The following is an 18019-nucleotide window of genomic DNA, read 5'->3' on the forward strand; positions in this document are numbered from 1 at the left end:
ATAAAACCTCAATGTAGCCTTTACTCTTAAGGGTGTATTGAAGTTTTATTAATCAGCTCAATTGGTGTCATTATAGTGTTCTTTATTCTAGCTATATAGTTAGGAGAAGGTGTTTTTATTTTTTATGCATGCATAATATATTTCTTCTGAAAAATTCATGTACTTTTGAAGAAATATGATTTAAATGGCTGCAGAACTCACCAAGTTATTGGATATAAAATATCCTATTATTCAGGCTCCTATGTTTTTAGTATCCAATACAGCCATGGTTGTTGAAGCCATGAAATGTGGTATAGCGGGTTGTATTCCAGCATTAAATTATAGAACCTTGGATGAGCTTAGGGCTGCAGCTAAAGAATTAAAAGCAGCAAAACCTGTAGGAGGAGCATTCGGGTTTAACTTAATAGTTAACAAGTCCAATGTAAAATATAAAGGACAGTTGCAAGTACTGTGTGAAGCAGGTTGTGACTTTATTATCACTTCGTTGGGAAGTCCAGAAGAAACTATTAATCGTGCCCATAAAGTGGGCATCAAAGTATTTTGTGATGTTGTTGATTTAAAATATGCTAAAAAGGTTGAAAATTTAGGTGCCGATGCTGTTATAGCTGTTAACAATGAGGCAGGAGGACATAGAGGGGATATGTCTCCAGAACATTTAATTAAAGAGCTAAAAACCAATTGTAATATTCCCATTATTTCTGCTGGGGGTGTGGGGTGCAAAGCCGATATTGATAAAATGTTAAGTTATGGAGCAGCCGGTGTTTCGGTGGGAAGTCCTTTTATTGCTTCGGTCGAAGCTAATGTTACAAAGGAATATAAGCAAGCTTGTGTAGACTATGGAGCTAATGATATTGTTATGACCGAACGGATTTCCGGGACACCTTGTACTGTAATTAACACACCTTATGTTCAAAAAATTGGAACTAAAGCCACATGGCTTGAGAAGCTATTGAATAAAAACCGAAAATTGAAGAAGTGGGTAAAAATGATTAGGTTTAAAATTGGTATGAATGCCACAAAAAATGCAGCAACCAAGGCAACCTATAAAACAGTTTGGGTAGCTGGTCCAAGTATTGAATATACCAATGCTATTCTTCCTGTTAAGGACATTATTAAAAAATTGATTGATTAGCTTAATTAATTATACGAACAAATGAAGGTTACCAACACAGAACAACTAAGGGCATTATATGGGTTTCCAGCTGGAAGGGCAAAAGATAAGGTTTTAAATAAACTAGAAAAACACAGTATCAATTTTATTGAACATGCTCCTTTTTTGGTATTGTCGTCAGTTAATAACCAAGGACAATTAGATGCTTCTCCAAGAGGTGGAGAACCAGGGTTTGTGAAAGTTATTGGAGATAACAAAATTGTAATTCCAGATGCCAAAGGCAATAATAGAATAGATAGCCTAATTAATATTGTTGAAACTGGCAAAATAGGCTTATTGTTTCTAATTCCAGGAGTAGATGAAACGTTAAGAATTAATGGGAATGCCTATATTTCTTCAGACCAAAAAGACTTACAGCTATTTGCTTCTGAAAAACACTTGCCAAAATCATGTATTGTTGTTACTGTAAAAGAGGTCTTTCTACATTGTGCGAAGGCCTTTATGCGTTCAAAATTATGGGACAGTTCAGCTCAAATAGATAGGAACACATTTCCAACTATGGGTGAAATGCTTAAAGATCAGCTTAAGATTGATGGTTTACCAGAAACGAGAGAGGAGATGGTTAAGCGTTACCAGAAAGATTTGTAAGATTTTAAATAATTCACTCTCTTAAACCTAAACTATTCTTCATTAATAATTCATGTTTGATTATACTAAAATATAGTCATACATCGGTAATTTTGTGTATTTCATCTTTTTGTTTAATAAAAAGAATTAAAAGTTAAACAAAATTATTATGTTTGAAGAAATAATTAAAAAGTTAAACAAAATATTATGAAAGCAACGACACTTAAATTGAAAGACCCCAGTCTCTTTTTAAAATTACCTATGCTGATGTTTGCTTTATTGTTACTAGTACTTTCTTGTAGTAATGAAGATGTAGAAATAATGGATGCTGAGTCTCAAGAACCTACTATAATAGAAGTGTTAGAGTCTTATAACCGGACGGCCTCTACTGCTAAAACTACTTCATCTGATGGTTACAGTGATGGGCCAACCTTTGAGATACTAAGTGTGGCTTTAGCAAAAACAAAATTATCCAGTACGGTTTCAAAAAATAGATTGACTGTTTTTGCTCCTACAGACAAAGCTTTTGAAGCTATTGGTTTAAACAAAAAGAACATAGCTGATGTTCCTGGTATTGTTGATATTCTATTGTACCATGTGGTGGGACAACCAGTTTATAGTTCGCAGTTGGTTTCAGGATCAGTTGAAACTGTTCAGGGAAGTCATGTAATTGTAAATGTAGATGGTGATAATGTTTTGGTCAATAATGCAATGGTAACTATTGCAGATATCAAGGCAAGAAATGGCGTAATACATGTTTTAGATGAGGTGTTGTCTATACCCACTCTTAATTTAGTAGATTTAGCCATTAGTCAAGATCCTGAATTTTCAATTTTGGTAGATGCCGTGACCAAAGCTGGTTTGGGTGATACACTGGCTAATGCTGGACCATTTACTGTTTTTGCGCCAACAAACCAGGCTTTTATGGATTTGTTGGAAGCTACCCCTTTTACCTCGTTAGATGATATACCAGTAGATTTATTGACACAAATATTACTTTATCATGTTGTTGATGGCTATGTCTTTAGTAATCAGCTTAGCAATGGCTTTGTACCAACGCTCAATGGTGCTGCAGTTCAAGTTAACCTTGATGATGCGCCAATGGTATATATAAACGATTCCAGTGTACAGATGGCTAATGTACAAGCTACAAATGGTGTTATACATGTTATCGACAAGGTATTAATGCCTCCAACACAGAATTTAGTAGAATTGGCAAGTAGTTATAGCCCTGAGTTTTCATTACTATTGGAAGCTGCTACAGCTGCAGGTTTAGCTGGAGTGTTAAGTGGTGAAGGCCCTTATGGGCAGCTTACTGTATTTGCTCCAACAAATGCTGCATTTTTAAGCCTTTTAGGAGAAAGTGATGTTGAGTCTGCTAAAGCAGTTATCAATGGGTTGGATGTTAATGCGTTAACCAATATCTTGTTGTACCATGTAGTTGAAGGGCGTGTTTATTCAAGTGATTTATCAAGCGGTTCGGTAACTACATTAAATGGAGATTTTGATTTGGATTTGAACAGTTTAACAATAGACGGGACAGCAATGTTAATACCAGACTTATTGAATGTGCAAGCCACCAATGGTGCTATTCATGTGATAGACGCCGTTTTAGTACCATAAAAGATTAATAGAAAAAGAAAAGTTTTTAATTGGTTTGATTGGTTAGTTTGAGGGTATGGCTTTTATATGAAGCCATACCCTCTTATTTATTGGATAGGTTTATTCAGAATAAGTCCTGTTTTCTTGTTCGTTAACCCTAATGAATGTAGTACGTTTGGTAAGTTCTTTTAGCCTGGCAGCTCCAACATAGGTACAGGTGCTACGCAAACCTCCCAAAATATCTTGGATAGTTGACTCAACGTCACCTTTATAGGGTATTTCAACAGTTTTGCCCTCACTGGCACGGTATTCGGCAATGCCACCAGTATGTTTGTTCATTGCAGTTGCAGAGCTCATGCCATAAAACTTTCTAAAGGACTGGCCGTTGCGTTGAACAATTTCACCACCGCTTTCATCATGGCCCGCCAACATGCCGCCAAGCATCACAAAATCGGCACCAGCACCAAAAGCTTTAGCGATATCACCTGGATGGGAACAGCCACCATCACTAATAATTTGTCCGCCTAATCCGTGAGCAGCATCAGAGCATTCAATAATGGCCGAAAGCTGTGGATAGCCTACACCTGTTTTAACCCTAGTTGTACAAACTGAACCAGGGCCTATTCCAACTTTAACAATATCTGCCCCAGAAAGTAAAAGTTCTTCAACCATTTCACCCGTTACCACATTCCCGGCTATAATAACCTTGTCGGGATATTGATCCCGGGTTCGTTTTACAAATTCAGCAAAGTATTCAGAATAGCCATTGGCCACATCAATACATATAAATTGTAATGATGGATTATTTTGAATAATGGCACTTAACTTTTCTGAATCTTGTTTGCCAATACCAGTGCTAACGGCAATGTAATGGTAATCTTCTTCTTGAAAATTACTTAAGAATGCCTTCCAATCATTTAAAGGATAATGTTTATGTATGGCAGTAAAAATCTTTTTTTGGGATAAGGCTTTGGCCATGTTAAAAGTGCCTACCGTATCCATATTGGCCGCCATAATGGGAACGCCCTTCCAGAGTAGCGGGCTGTGCAAAAATTTAAATTCCCGTTCTAAGGTGACTTGTGACCTGCTTTTAATTGTTGATCGTTTGGGGCGAATCATAACGTCCTTAAACCCCAACTTAATATCATATTCTATTCGCATGGTTTAAACTAAAATTATACAACTCTAAATTTAGTTTTTTAACTTGAGAATAGAAAATAATAAATTGATGGAATGGATAAGCTGGAAGTTGGAAGTTAGAAGCTGGAAGTTAGAAGTTAGAAGCTAGAAGTTAGAAGCTAGAAGATGGAAGTTGGAAGCTTGAGGCTTGAAGCTTGAAGCTTGAAGATGGAAGTTAGTGTACGTCCCTAATATAGATTGACCACTAAAAAATCAAATCCTATTGGGTTAACTTTTTTAACTACCTTGTTTTCATATTGTTTACTCGGAATGAATCCACTCCTCCTAGAAAAGGATGAGAGTTAAAAATTGATCCATAAGCACAATTCCTTCCCCGGTCATTGAGCTTGTCGAAATGAAGGGAAGGTGGTTTTAAACTCGTATAAGAGTTTAAAGTTGGAACGGTATTACTAAAAAAAGCACAAAGGTTTTGTCATGTACTGAGCTAACAAATAAAGCCCTGCAAAAGTGATAGGAGCGGCAGCTTTTTTAAAATTCCAAAAATTTTAAAAAACTATAGCGGATAGCACGGTGGCTTGCCATTTGCCCAAAAAAGTTCCTGAAAAAGCGATGTCCTAAAATGGTATTTAAAACTAAATTACTTTACGGCAATTAAGCTAATTTCAACATTAACATCTTTGGGTAATCGAGCTACTTCAACGGTTTCCCTAGCCGGTGCATTTTCGTCATTAAAATAGCTGCCGTATGCTTCATTAATTAACGTAAAGTTATCCATGTCGCTAATAAATATAGAGCACTTAATTACGTGGTCGAACGTCATATGGGCAGCTTCTAATACAGCCTTAAGGTTTTGCATCACCTGATGGGTCTCGGTTTTAATATCGTCTAAAACCAAATTTCCTGTTTCTGGATTAAAAGCTATTTGACCAGACGTGTAAAGCATGTTGCCTACTAAAACCGCTTGATTATAGGGTCCAATGGGAGCGGGTGCCTTTGTGGTATTTATTATTGTTTTCATTGGTTTGGTTTATTTGTTGTTGGTTTATTAGGGTGTTTAAAATGCAATAGGTAAATCTTTTTTCCTCTTATCTAACATTATAAACTTCTATCTGGCTGTCTGCGTTTTTCGTATTTTAAATCTTTCAATAAGCTAGACTTAATACCTATAAAGAAATTCCAATAGGCACGAGATCCAAATGGATTCCATGCAAAGTTCATACGCCAACTAAGCAAATCACGTTCAAATCTGAACTGCGTATTTGTAAATCCTTGATTTTTTAAATCATAACCCGATGAAACACCTACCGACCATTTTGGGGAGAGCTCAACGTCTCCCGAAAACATAAGCGAGTGTGACGAAATTTCATTTTGCCTTCGGCTGTTGCTATAGTTTACGGCATAAGCCAAGCGAAGGTTCCAGGGAATCTTGTAATTGTACAATTCACTGGGTTTTTCGTCTTCATCGTCTTCTTCTTTAGAAGCATTTATTTCCTGATTGGAAAAGTCCAAATTTTTTGGCAAGACATCCTCGGGACGATTACTGGCTTCTTGGCCACCATCTTTATCTTTCTTGCCTTTGTTAGATAGGGAATAGCTCATAGTTAGGTTGGCACTGGTTAACCTAAATAGGCTTCCTCCGTTATCTATATTAAACTTATCTATTCTGTTGTTATTGTTGTCTAGTGCATAAGGGTCTAAGGAAGCACCAAAATTCACACTCATTTTATTATTAAAGAGTTGCGTACCTCCAGACATTCTAACGGGACTCCATTGTAGGGAGTCACCTGCCACATTATAGGAGGTAGAAAAATTAAGGTTGTTCAGTAAGGTTATCTTTTTAGGTTCGGTGGCCGTAGTATCCCTATCTCTTACCTTAGCTTCCAAATTATTCGCTACGGAAATTCCTATGGAGCTTGAAAAGGTTTTACCGGGAACACCAAAAAGCCCACCTTCAAACCTGGAAAATTCATCTTCCAGTTCGCCCACAGTTTGCCCATCGGCAGTAACCACTTCAACATTCTCATAGTATTTATCGAAAGCAGGATTGATATTATAGCTTACAGACGGGCGCATAACATGCCTTATGGCCTGTATTTTTTTATCTTCTCCAAAATCGAACATACCATAAATGGTGGTTCCCAAACTGGTGCTAAAATTGTAGGTTCTATACGAGTCGAATCCCTTTAGGTCTTCGGTTATGGTTTTCCCTTCGTCTGGATCGTAAAATTTGTTTATGGTATTGAACGTCCAAACTTCATTATAATTGGTACTGGCACTAACACTAAAATATTTTAATAGTTTAAAGTTGGTACTTAAAGGAATGTTATGCTGAAAACCTGCTCTGGCGTCATCAAACATTTCCTTTTTAAAGAATAAGGAATCTGTAGTTTGTATCCTGTTTTCACCCCTTACGCTATATTGTAAGTTTATATTTTGAATAATTCCTTTTTTGGATCCTGATTTAGGGGCTAAAGGATATATACGTCCTACACTACCTTGAAAAGTAGGTAGGGTCATATTTATTTGCTGTGTATTGGTATTTTGTGAGTGGGTTGCCGTAAGACTAAAATTTACTTGAGGCTCCCCTTGAAAGGTTTTGGAGTAAGATACCGAAGATGATAAGGTGTTACTTAAAAAATTACCCGTATTAATTTGGTTAAGCGAGTTTCTATAGTAAGTGCTACTTCCTAAATTCACCGAAGCAGAAAAGCGGGAATTGGGGCTTGCTTTAGAATCCTGGCTGTGCGACCACCTTAAATTGTAAATGGTACTTCTTGAATAATCGGGAAAACCACGTTCGCTAGTAATTAAATTTTCATACCTGAAACTTAAGTTGCCCCTAAACTTGTAGCGTACAGCATAAGAGTTTTCTGCTCTAAAACCGTAACTTCCGTTGGTATAGTAATCGCCATAAACAGCTAAATCAAAATAATCGCTTATAGCAAAGTAATATCCAAAGTTTTGTAAAAAATAGCCCCGATCGTTTTGCTCACCAAAACTGGGGATGATAATTCCTGAGGTTTGCTTTTCAGACTGTGGGAAGAATCCAAAAGGAACTCCAATAGGAGTTGGTACATCGTAAATAAACAAATTGGCAAGCCCGGTAACAATCTTTTTCTTAGGGACTATTTTAGCCTTTCTTAGTTTGATATAGTATTCCGGGTCGTCTAAATCTTGGGCAGTCGTATATTTAGCGTCTTTTATAAAGTATACCGAATCGTTTACACGTTTAGTCACATTAGCGATAACGGTTCCTTCACCTTGTTCTGTAATAGAGCGGTAAATGAGTGCTTTTTCTGTTTTGGTGTTGAATAAGATGGAGTCTGGTTCAACAACATTACCATCTTTACTGAAAACGGGAGCTTGGGTATAGCCTTCAATACTATCGGTTATACCTTTGGCGTAAACCAAGTCCTTGCTTAAATCTATAGTAATGCTTCCAGCTTTAATGTTCATGCCGTCATAATCTATTTCGGCATTATTATACAGATATAATTTCTGTTGCTTCTTATTAAACGAGGTGTAATCTGTCGCAGTATACTTTACAATACCCGCTAGTAACTCTTTCTTTGGTTTTATGGAATCGGTTTGGGTAGAATCCTGTTCTTTTTTGATTATGCCCTCAGGGTTAATTATACTGTCTGCCTTTATAGTAATGTTTTCAGTTTTAACTTCTTTCTTGTTACCAATAATCTTTCTATTGTCAGGGAGTTCTTGGGCGTAGCCAAACATGTTGATAAACATGGTAAAACTTAGGGCAAAAAGTATTTTAAAGTTGTTTGTGTGCAACGCTTTTAATGTATTTTTGTAAAAGTATGGCTCGGTTTTTGAATTGCCAAAATTACATATATTTTTCTGTGATTTAATTGATATTCCACGAAAAATTTAAAATTATAATATACTGGGAATTCAAATTGTTAACCTCATAGAAGTATCAATATTTGTTCCATTTTGGCTAAAAGGTGCATAACGTGAGTTTAAAAACAATAAATGCATACAAATTGTTACTAATAACGGATATTCAAAATTTAATTTAAAATTAAGCCATTGCTAAAATTTAAACGGATGAAAACGATAAAGGTATTACGCTTAGTATGTTCTATAATTACATTAGTGATTTTATCGACTAGTCATGTAATAGCTCAACCAAATAACCATGAATTTGTTGTGGTTTTAGATGCTGGTCATGGAGGGCATGACCCTGGCAACCTTGGGAATGGTTATAAAGAAAAGGATATTGCTTTAAAAATTGTTTTGCAAGTAGGAAAAGAGTTAGAGAAGAATCCTGATATAAAAGTAGTGTATACAAGAAAGAAAGATGTTTTTGTGGATTTGTTTGTAAGAGGGAAAATTGCAAATAAGGCCAATGCAGATTTGTTTGTTTCGGTTCATTGTAATTCTCACAACTCTAGCGCCCATGGAACCGAAACTTTTGTGTTAGGAACACATCGTAATAAAACCAACTTTGAAGTTGCCAAAAAAGAGAACTCGGTTATTTTCCTAGAAGATGATTATGAAAAGAACTATGCAGGATTCGATCCAAATTCTCCAGAATCGGTGATGAGTATTTTGCTGAGTCAAGAGGAGTATTTAGATCAAAGTATACAACTGGCAAGCTTGATAGAGAAAAATTTTTCAGGCAAGTTAAAACGTAACAGTAGGGGGGGTAAGCAAGCCGGATTTATTGTGTTGCATCAAACAGTAATGCCCAGTGTTCTTGTAGAAACAGGGTTTTTAACTTATAAAAAAGAAGGAAATTATCTTAATTCAAAAAAAGGACAAGGAGAAATGTCCCAGGCCATAGTTTCTGCAGTATTGGAATACAAAAAAAGCATTGATACCAATGTAGATTACTATGTAGATAACGACACAGCTAGTGAAATTACAGAAGAAATCTCAAGCGATATCGTGTTTAAAGTTCAAATAGCGGCCAGTTCCAATGCCATAGATACCAAACCATATAATTTTAAAGGGCTCGATAATATTTCTATGCTAAAAGAAGGTAGCCTGTATAAATATTTTTATGGGCAAACCTCAAATTATGAGGCCACTAAGGCGTTAATAGAAGAAGCTAGACGTAAAGGGTATGGGTCGAGTTTTGTTGTGCCATTTAAATCAGGTAAAAAGATAACCTTGGCCGAAGCTTTAAAAACTACAGCTAATTAGAGTCATTCTTTTTAAATTTATCTTAAATTTGTTTCTCTAAAAACCAAAGATTTTGAAACTATCAAAAGAAGTTAAAACTGCCTTACTTGTCATTTCAGGAATCATTCTACTTATTTATGGCTTTAATTACTTAAAAGGAGAAAGCCTTTTTTCTAATGAATCCACATACTATACAGAGTTCGATTACAACGCCTTAAGTACATCTTCACCTGTTACCATTAAAGGGAATGCAGTGGGTAAGGTAAGCAACATAGAATATGACTTTAAATCGGGGAAAACCAAAGTATTCTTTACCGTTAACCCAGAATTAAAACTATCCAAGAACAGTACAATAAGATTGTATGAAACTGGTATTATGGGAGGGAATGCATTGGCTATAATCCAGGCCGATGATACTGAAATGGCTAAAAATGGCGATTTTATTGCTTCAGAAATACAACCAGGGCTAATATCCAGTTTAAAGCAGAATTTTTCTGGTCTTAGTACTAATTTAGACAGTACCTTACGTTCTGCAGATACCTTATTGGTTAGTTTAAACACCTTGGTGGCAGATGAATCCCAAAACGGACTTAAAGCGACCATTGCAGAATTGAACAGTACCTTAAAAGCAGTAAAAGGATTGGCTGTTTCTGCTCAAGCTATGGTTGATAGCAATGATGATAAATTGGCTAAGATTATCGATAATTTTAATACCGCTAGTGAAGGTTTAGCTAGTTTATCCAACGATATTAAGGATATAGAACTTAGTAAAACAGTATCTAATCTAGACAACACGCTTACGTCTTTAAGTGCCATTTTAAACGATATGGAACAAGGCAATGGCTCCATGGGAAAACTACTTAAGGACGAAGCATTATATACTAATCTGGAAGGCGCTACCAAGGAACTGGAATCGCTTTTAAGAGATATAAAACTGCACCCTAAGCGCTATTTTAGAATTTTATCAAAAAAGGAAATCCCTTATAGCGGTGAGGACCAATCTAATTAATACTGCCACATGGAATATTTGCCAAATATATGTTTTGCAATAGCCCTTGTTTTAGGTATAGGTTATTTTGCTAAAAATGTAAAGAAACTTACCCGAAACATTAAACTGGGGCAGGATGTAGACGTTAGTGATAACAAGTCGCAACGTTGGAGAAATATGGTTAGGATAGCCTTAGGACAAGGAAAAATGGTAAAGCGTCCTATAGCAGGTGTCCTTCATATTATTGTTTATATAGGGTTTATAATCATCAATATTGAAATTTTAGAAATTGTTATTGACGGTTTGGTAGGTACACACAGAATAGGTTTAAAAGTGTTGCCAATCTCCATTTACGGTTTTCTAATAGGTGCTTTTGAAGTTTTGGCGGTTTTGGTATTTGTGGCTGTTACCGTATTTTGGATTAGAAGAAACATTATAAAACTGCAGCGCTTTTGGAAAAGTGAAATGACCAGTTGGCCTAAAAATGACGCCAATTATATCCTGTATTTCGAAATGGTATTAATGACCTTGTTTTTGATTATGAATGCTACCGATGTCCATTTTCAGGAGATCAATACAGGCAATATTTTTAGTCAGTACATAGCATCGTGGTTTTCGGGGCTTCCAGAGCTTCAGCTTCATGGTATAGAAAGAACGGCTTGGTGGTTGCATATTTTAGGTATTTTGGTGTTTTTAAACTATTTATATTTTTCAAAACACCTGCATATATTATTGGCATTTCCAAATACCTTCTATGCTAAGCTGGAGCCAAAGGGTCAATTGAATAATTTAGATGCTGTTACTAAAGAAGTAAAAATGATGATGGATCCCAACGTCGATCCATTTGCTGCACCAGCTGAAGGAACAGCAGCAGAAATGCCGGCTAAGTTTGGAGCCAGTGATGTTCAGGATTTAAGTTGGTTGCAACTTTTAAATGCTTACACCTGTACAGAATGTGGGCGTTGTACTAGCGAGTGTCCTGCAAATCAAACGGGCAAAAAGCTATCACCAAGAAAAATCATGATGGATACCAGGGACCGCCTGGAAGAAGTTGGTAAAAATATCGATGCCAATAAAGGTGAGTTTAAAGCAGATGGCAAGCAGTTATTGGACGATTACATAACCAGAGAGGAGTTATGGGCCTGTACAACCTGCAATGCCTGTGTTGAAGCTTGTCCGGTAAGTATCGATCCCTTGTCCATAATTTTAGATATGCGCCGCTATTTGGTTATGGAACAATCGGCTGCACCAGTTGAGTTGAACAACATGATGACCAACATAGAGAACAATGGTGCACCATGGCCATACAACCAAATGGACCGATTAAACTGGAAGAATGAATAGAAAATTATATGGGAAGCCTGCCTGTCAGTGGTAGGTTATTCTAAAATCGTGGCTTCGAGAACCTCAGCCGCGATTTTAGAATCGGGCTTTTAGGAGCAACCTTTTTATGCTGTCATTTCAGCGTGTTACCCTGAGCTTGTCGAAGGGAAGGCAGGAATCCATATGAAAAAAAAGATTTTTAATTCAATCCCTAACGCAAAAAAAGAATAATGAGCGAAACAATTAAAGTTCCTACAATGGCCGAGTATATGGCCCAAGGCAAACAACCCGAAGTCTTGTTTTGGGTAGGATGTGCAGGTAGTTTTGATGATAGGGCCAAGAAAATAACCAAGGCATTTGTAAAACTTTTAAACCAAGCTAAGGTTGACTTTGCGGTTTTGGGAACCGAAGAAAGTTGTACAGGAGATCCAGCCAAGCGTTCTGGAAATGAGTTTTTGTTTCAAATGCAAGCGGTAACCAATATAGAGGTGTTGAATGCTTATGAAGTAAAAAAGATAGTAACCGCTTGTCCGCATTGCTTTAATACCATTAAAAATGAGTATCCAGAATTAGGTGGAAACTATGAGGTGATGCACCATACCCAATTTCTAAAGTCTTTGCTAGAAGAAGGGCGTTTAACTATTGAGGGAGGACAATTTAAAGGTAAGCGTATTACATTTCATGATCCCTGTTACTTAGGCCGCGCCAATAATGTTTTTGAAGCACCGCGTGATCTAATACAAAAACTGGAAGCCGAACTGGTAGAAATGAAAAAATGCAGGCAAAATGGGTTGTGTTGTGGTGCTGGAGGCGCACAAATGTTTAAAGAGCCCGAGAAAGGTAATAAAGATGTTAATGTAGAGCGTACCGAGCAAGCTTTGGACGCAAAACCTGAAATTATTGCAGCAGGATGCCCGTTTTGTAATACCATGATGACCGATGGTATTAAGGCTAAAGAGAAAGAGGAAGATGTAGCCGTTATGGATATCGCCGAACTTATCGCTAATGCGAAAGAGTTATAGTTTAAAGTTCAAGGTTTATGGTTTTAAAGCGTATCAACCATCAATCTCAAAATCAATCTAAAGGAGAATCAATCTCAAATCAATCTAAAGTAATATCATGTTAGTAGATTTTAATACGTTACCAGAAGAATCAAGAGTTTGGATTTACCAATCCAACCGATCTTTTACAGAGCAAGAGATAGAGGAAATCAAATTAAAATTAAACACGTTTATTGAAAACTGGACCGCTCATGGCAGTGATTTGCAGTCTGGATATATTATAAAATACAAACGATTTATAGTAATTGGGTTAAATCAAAATTTGAATAAAGCAACCGGCTGTTCTATTGATGCATCGGTAAATTTTATTCAGCAATTGGAGAAAGATTACAATGTGGATTTAATGGATAAAATGAATGTATCCTATAAACAAGGCCAGTTTATTGCATATAAATCCTTAACCGATTTTAAACAAATGGCAAAGGACAAAGCGGTTTCAAAAAATACCATTGTATTTAATAATTTGGTGACCAATATAGCCGAGTTTAATGATAATTGGGAAGTGCCTGCCAGTGAGAGTTGGCACAGTAGGTTTATTAAGTAATGGTATTTATTGCGATTTTTTAAGTTTTCCTGCTTTATGATTAAAGGGTTTTCAAAAACTCGTAAAAGAGGAAGTTATACTTCTCTAAAACTTTCATATGTTATTCAAAATACTCATTTTTACAGCTTGTTACCTAATAGGAAATACATATTATGGCCAGTGAGATTTATTTATTGAACATTTCCGGACAGGATAAACCGGGCTTAACTTCAAGTTTAACGGGCGTATTAGCCGAGTATGATGCTAAAGTGTTAGATATCGGACAAGCCAATATCCATGAAACCTTATCATTAGGGATATTGTTTAAAATTGAATCTGGAAAAAAATCGGCAGCTGTATTAAAGGATTTGCTTTTTAAAGCCTATGAACTAGGGATAAAGGCAAAGTTTACCCCCATTTCATTAAACGACTATGAGCATTGGGTAAACCTTCAAGGTAAAGACCGCTATATTGTTACCATTTTAGGGGAACGATTGGCAGCAGAGCAAATATCGAAAGTCACTAAAGTCATTTCAGAAAAAAACCTCAATATCGATTCCATTAAGCGTTTAACAGGACGTTTATCACTGGTTAAGGAAGAAGAATACCCTAGGGCCTCAATCCAGTTGTCCATTAGAGGAAAAATTGGTGATAAAAGCGAGTTTACAGAGAAGTTTATGCAAATTTCACATGATTTAGATGTCGATATAGCATTTCAAGAAGATAACATTTATCGTAGAAATAGACGTTTGGTATGTTTCGATATGGACTCAACCTTAATACAAACCGAGGTTATAGACGAATTAGCAGAGCTGGCTGGTGTAGGAGAGGAAGTAAAGGCCATTACAGAGTCCGCAATGCAAGGAGAAATAGACTTTAATGAAAGTTTCGTGAGGCGTATGAAGCTTTTAAAAGGTTTGAGTGAAAAAGTACTCCACGATGTCGCTGTAAACCTGCCAATAACCAAAGGCGCTAGAAGGCTTATAGATACCTTAAGATCATACGGGTTTAAAACCGCTATTTTGTCGGGAGGGTTTACCTATTTTGGCCATTATTTACAAAAGGAATTGGGTATAGATTATGTTTATGCCAACCAATTGGAAATTAAAGATGGAGTTTTAACGGGAGATTATCTAGGTGATATTGTAAATGGCGACAAGAAAGCAGAATATCTAAGGGAAATAGCCATAAAGGAAGGTATAGACATTAGTCAGACTATAGCCGTGGGCGATGGAGCCAACGATTTGCCCATGCTTAATCTTGCTGGATTGGGAATAGCGTTTCATGCAAAGCCTAAAGTGAAGAATAATGCACAAAGCTCAATATCTAGCATAGGTTTAGATGGGGTATTATATTTATTGGGGTATCACGACAGGCATATCGATCTGTTGGATTAACCTATACTTTAACCGTTAATGATTTCTTTATAAATCTATCTTAAAGTCTTTTTATCTTCTTGGTAAAAATAGTATTTTGGCATGGTTATTAGTAAACTAAATACTAAATAACATAACCCAATTATTATGCGCCAACACTATTTGTTTTATATATTTTTATTATTAGTAAACTACTTTGGTTTTAGCCAGAATAACATCGATCCCTTATTGGCCGATGATGCTATTGGCCAACAAAAATGGGTGGATAGCACCTATAATTCCTTATCACTAAAAGAAAAGATAGGCCAATTATATATGATCATGGTGTTTTCCAATCAGGATGAAAAAACCAAGCAAGCCAATATAAAATTGATACGCAAGCATCAATTGGGAGGCGTTATTTATTCTTTGGGTGGTCCAGTAAAACAAGCTAAACTCAATAACGAGCTACAGGCTATATCTAAGGTGCCGTTATTAATAGGAATGGATGCCGAATGGGGTTTGGGTATGCGATTGGATTCTACTTACTCATTTCCTTGGAATATGACACTTGGAGCGATAAAGGATAATAAGCTAGTTGAACGGACAGGACAATTAATAGGAGAACACTGTAAACGGTTGGGCGTGCACTTTAACTTTGCCCCCGTTGTAGACATTAATACCAATCCCAAAAACCCAATAATTGGAAACCGTTCGTTTGGTGAAAGCCGCAACAATGTGACCGAAAAAGCATCGGCATTCATGAAAGGCATGCAAGGTGCTGGTGTTTTGGCCAATGCCAAGCATTTTCCAGGGCATGGCGATACAGACCAAGATTCGCATAAAACCTTACCTTCGGTTAGTTTCGATGAAAAACGTATAGACTCCGTTGAGCTATATCCCTATAAAAAGCTTATAAAGGAAGGCTTGTCCAGTGTTATGGTAGCCCATTTAAATGTGCCTAGTTTAGAACCGCGTTTGGGTTACCCTTCATCCTTGTCGAAGCACATTGTTACAGATATTTTAAAGCAACGCCTAGGCTTTAAAGGCCTTATTTTTACAGATGCCTTGAATATGAGAGGTGTTGCAGACCTTGTTAAGCCTACTTCAGATGGCAGTACATCCAGTAAAATTACTACCAGTGGTGAAATAGATTTAGAGGCATTTAAAGCAGGTAATGATGTTTTGCTTATTTCTGAAGATGTGCCCGCAGGGATTTCAAAAATAGAAGAAGCTTATCGCAGTGGTGAAATAACCGAGGCGCGTTTGGCCCATTCGGTAAAAAAAGTACTTCGAGCAAAATACAAAGTAGGGCTTCATCATTATGAACCAATTGGCTTAAATCACTTGGTTGAAGATTTAAACAGGTTGAAAGATGACTTGCTTTATGAGGAACTTATAGAAGAGGCCATAACAGTTGTTAAAAATGATAAAAACCTCATTCCTTTTCAAAAACTAGAAACCAAGACTTTTGCTTATGTTGAGTTAGGGGACGATTCCGGCTCTCCTTTTTTTAAAGAACTTAAAAAATATACTAAAGTTCATAAAATTGAATCGGATAATTATAAGACTTTAACCAATAGGCTACAGGATTATAATACTGTTATTATTGGATTTCACCGTTCTAATGAGACCCCTTGGAAAGCACACAAGTTTAGAGCAGAAGAGTTAACTTGGATAAAAAAAATAGCAAAAACCCACGACGTAGTTTTGGATGTTTTTGTAAAGCCATATGCCCTTATAGATTTAAAAGACGTGGCTGATATTGAAAGTATTGTGGTAAGCTATCAAAACAGTGCTATTGCGCAGGAAAAATCGGCACAGTTATTATTTGGGGCCATTCCTTCAAAAGGAACATTACCCGTTTCTGCAGGAGATTATTTTAAGGTAGGCGATGGCATCTTTAACAATGCTATTGAGCGCTTAAGCTATGGATTGCCAGAACGTGTGGGCATGAATTCAGAAAGGTTAAGTAAAATAGATTCTGTGGCCAAATTAGCAGTGAGAAAGAAAATGACACCGGGCATACAACTGCTGGTTTCCAGAAAGGGCAAGGTGATTTACAATAAAAATTTTGGAAAGCATACCTACAAAGGCAAGGAAAAAGTAGGGTTTGATGATATTTACGATGTTGCTTCATTAACTAAAATACTGGCAACGTTACCTCTTTTAATGGAATTGGTGGAAGAGGGCATCGTGTCATTAGATACAAAGTTACCAGAGATCTTGCCAGAATATGAAGACTCGAATAAAGCAAATATAACCCTAAAAAGTATGTTGTCCCACTATGCGAGATTGCGTCCTTGGGAACCTTTTTATTATAAAACCTTGGACTCGGTAACTAAAAAACCTAGCGATACCTATTATAGAAGGGTTAAAAGCAGGGATTTCAATTTAGAAGTTGCTAAAAATCTATACTTAAGAAGTGATTACGAAGATTCGATTCAGAGTATAATTAAAGATTCAGAATTACTTTCTAGGTTGCGTTATCGCTATAGCGATTTCCCGTATTACATCTTAAAGAAATTTATTGAGTACCATTACGACAGAAGGTTAGACGAACTGGTAAGACGGCATTTTTATGAACCACTAGGCGCTAATTATACCATGTATAATCCATACCATACCGTTAGTAGTAAAAAGATTGTGCCAACAGAGGTTGACGATTATTTTAGGTACCAAGAAATACATGGTTATGTACACGATATGGGGGCGGCAATGCAAAATGGCGTAGGTGGACATGCCGGTGTTTTTAGTAATGCCAACGATGTTGCTAAAATTATGCAAATGTACTTGCAGAAAGGATTTTATGGAGGCAAAAGGTATTTGAAACCAGAAACTATAGATAAGTTCAATACTTGCTACTATTGCGATCATGACAATAGACGAGGGGTTGGTTTCGATAAGCCACAATTGGGGGAAGAAGGACCTACCTGTGGATGTATATCCATGACAAGCTTTGGACATTCCGGTTTTACAGGCACTTATGCATGGGCAGACCCAGAAGAAGAAATAGTATATGTGTTTTTGGCGAATAGAACATACCCTAAAGCTGAAAATAATGTATTGTTAAGAGAGAATATTAGAACTGAAATTCAACGCTTAATTTATGAAGCGATTGAAGAATAAAATACTGGAAGTTTA

General features: G+C 36.6%; 13 protein-coding genes. 10 read left to right on the top strand and 3 right to left on the bottom strand.

The genetic code is table 11. The annotated features are described in order from the left end of the window. The first annotated feature begins 184 nt into the window (after window positions 1-184). From MR062_RS11055 to MR062_RS11065, 3 genes are all read left to right on the top strand, one after another. Window positions 185-1132 (top strand): NAD(P)H-dependent flavin oxidoreductase, encoded by a 948-nt coding sequence (locus MR062_RS11055; RefSeq protein ID WP_242204269.1) that lies wholly within the window; start codon window positions 185-187, stop codon window positions 1130-1132. Window positions 1133-1153: 21 nt separating this feature from the next. After that, window positions 1154-1759 (top strand): pyridoxamine 5'-phosphate oxidase family protein, encoded by a 606-nt coding sequence (locus MR062_RS11060; RefSeq protein WP_242204270.1) that lies wholly within the window; start codon window positions 1154-1156, stop codon window positions 1757-1759. A 186-nt stretch (window positions 1760-1945) separates the two neighbouring features. Further along, window positions 1946-3361, top strand: a complete 1416-nt coding sequence (locus MR062_RS11065; RefSeq protein ID WP_242204271.1) for a fasciclin domain-containing protein — start codon at window positions 1946-1948, stop codon at window positions 3359-3361. 99 nt (window positions 3362-3460) lie between these two features. Here the strand turns inward: MR062_RS11065 and MR062_RS11070 are convergent, their stop codons facing one another. From MR062_RS11070 to MR062_RS11080, 3 genes are all read right to left on the bottom strand, one after another. Next, window positions 3461-4501 (bottom strand): GMP reductase, encoded by a 1041-nt coding sequence (locus MR062_RS11070; RefSeq protein WP_242204272.1) that lies wholly within the window; start codon window positions 4499-4501, stop codon window positions 3461-3463. Between the two features lie 616 nt (window positions 4502-5117). Next, entirely contained in the window at window positions 5118-5498 is a 381-nt protein-coding gene (locus MR062_RS11075) for a RidA family protein (RefSeq protein ID WP_242204273.1), read from the bottom strand. Window positions 5499-5575: 77 nt separating this feature from the next. Continuing rightward, window positions 5576-8224, bottom strand: a complete 2649-nt coding sequence (locus MR062_RS11080; RefSeq protein WP_242204274.1) for a putative LPS assembly protein LptD — start codon at window positions 8222-8224, stop codon at window positions 5576-5578. 321 nt (window positions 8225-8545) lie between these two features. Between MR062_RS11080 and MR062_RS11085 the strand changes: the two genes are divergently transcribed. The 7 genes from MR062_RS11085 (at window position 8546) to MR062_RS11115 (ending at window position 18004) form a co-directional block, all read left to right on the top strand. Further along, window positions 8546-9646: an N-acetylmuramoyl-L-alanine amidase gene (locus MR062_RS11085; protein ID WP_242204275.1), complete on the top strand. Its 1101-nt coding sequence runs from the start codon at window positions 8546-8548 to the stop codon at window positions 9644-9646. Window positions 9647-9698: 52 nt separating this feature from the next. Beyond that, entirely contained in the window at window positions 9699-10634 is a 936-nt protein-coding gene (locus MR062_RS11090) for an MlaD family protein (RefSeq protein ID WP_242204276.1), read from the top strand. A 9-nt stretch (window positions 10635-10643) separates the two neighbouring features. Then, window positions 10644-11957, top strand: coding sequence for a (Fe-S)-binding protein (locus MR062_RS11095; RefSeq protein WP_242204277.1), 1314 nt, complete (start codon window positions 10644-10646; stop codon window positions 11955-11957). 209 nt (window positions 11958-12166) lie between these two features. Then, complete coding sequence (locus MR062_RS11100) at window positions 12167-12958, top strand: (Fe-S)-binding protein (protein ID WP_242204278.1); 792 nt, start codon at window positions 12167-12169, stop codon at window positions 12956-12958. A 97-nt stretch (window positions 12959-13055) separates the two neighbouring features. After that, window positions 13056-13541 carry an ABC transporter ATPase gene (locus MR062_RS11105; RefSeq protein WP_242204279.1) on the top strand — a complete coding sequence of 162 codons (486 nt, stop codon included), beginning with the start codon at window positions 13056-13058 and terminating at the stop codon, window positions 13539-13541. A gap of 152 nt (window positions 13542-13693) precedes the next feature. Continuing rightward, complete coding sequence (serB, locus tag MR062_RS11110; RefSeq protein WP_242204280.1) at window positions 13694-14917, top strand: phosphoserine phosphatase SerB; 1224 nt, start codon at window positions 13694-13696, stop codon at window positions 14915-14917. A 126-nt stretch (window positions 14918-15043) separates the two neighbouring features. Then, entirely contained in the window at window positions 15044-18004 is a 2961-nt protein-coding gene (locus MR062_RS11115) for a glycoside hydrolase family 3 N-terminal domain-containing protein (RefSeq protein WP_242204281.1), read from the top strand. Window positions 18005-18019 lie beyond the last annotated feature (15 nt).

Origin of the sequence: Aestuariivivens insulae (assembly GCF_022662195.1) — a bacterium.
Classification (GTDB): Bacteria; Bacteroidota; Bacteroidia; order Flavobacteriales; family Flavobacteriaceae; genus Aestuariivivens; species Aestuariivivens insulae.

What these genes read in the sequence shown, in the direction of transcription:
- MR062_RS11095 (WP_242204277.1), top strand. Translation starts at nt 10,644, where the DNA reads ATGGAATATTTGCCAAATATATGTTTTGCAATAGCCCTTGTTTTAGGT.
- MR062_RS11080 (WP_242204274.1), bottom strand. Translation starts at nt 8,224, where the DNA reads ATGTTTATCAACATGTTTGGCTACGCCCAAGAACTCCCTGACAATAGA.
- MR062_RS11065 (WP_242204271.1), top strand. Translation starts at nt 1,946, where the DNA reads ATGAAAGCAACGACACTTAAATTGAAAGACCCCAGTCTCTTTTTAAAA.
- MR062_RS11075 (WP_242204273.1), bottom strand. Translation starts at nt 5,498, where the DNA reads ATGAAAACAATAATAAATACCACAAAGGCACCCGCTCCCATTGGACCC.
- MR062_RS11100 (WP_242204278.1), top strand. Translation starts at nt 12,167, where the DNA reads ATGAGCGAAACAATTAAAGTTCCTACAATGGCCGAGTATATGGCCCAA.
- MR062_RS11115 (WP_242204281.1), top strand. Translation starts at nt 15,044, where the DNA reads ATGCGCCAACACTATTTGTTTTATATATTTTTATTATTAGTAAACTAC.
- MR062_RS11085 (WP_242204275.1), top strand. Translation starts at nt 8,546, where the DNA reads ATGAAAACGATAAAGGTATTACGCTTAGTATGTTCTATAATTACATTA.
- MR062_RS11070 (WP_242204272.1), bottom strand. Translation starts at nt 4,501, where the DNA reads ATGCGAATAGAATATGATATTAAGTTGGGGTTTAAGGACGTTATGATT.
- MR062_RS11060 (WP_242204270.1), top strand. Translation starts at nt 1,154, where the DNA reads ATGAAGGTTACCAACACAGAACAACTAAGGGCATTATATGGGTTTCCA.
- MR062_RS11055 (WP_242204269.1), top strand. Translation starts at nt 185, where the DNA reads ATGGCTGCAGAACTCACCAAGTTATTGGATATAAAATATCCTATTATT.
- MR062_RS11105 (WP_242204279.1), top strand. Translation starts at nt 13,056, where the DNA reads ATGTTAGTAGATTTTAATACGTTACCAGAAGAATCAAGAGTTTGGATT.
- serB (WP_242204280.1), top strand. Translation starts at nt 13,694, where the DNA reads ATGGCCAGTGAGATTTATTTATTGAACATTTCCGGACAGGATAAACCG.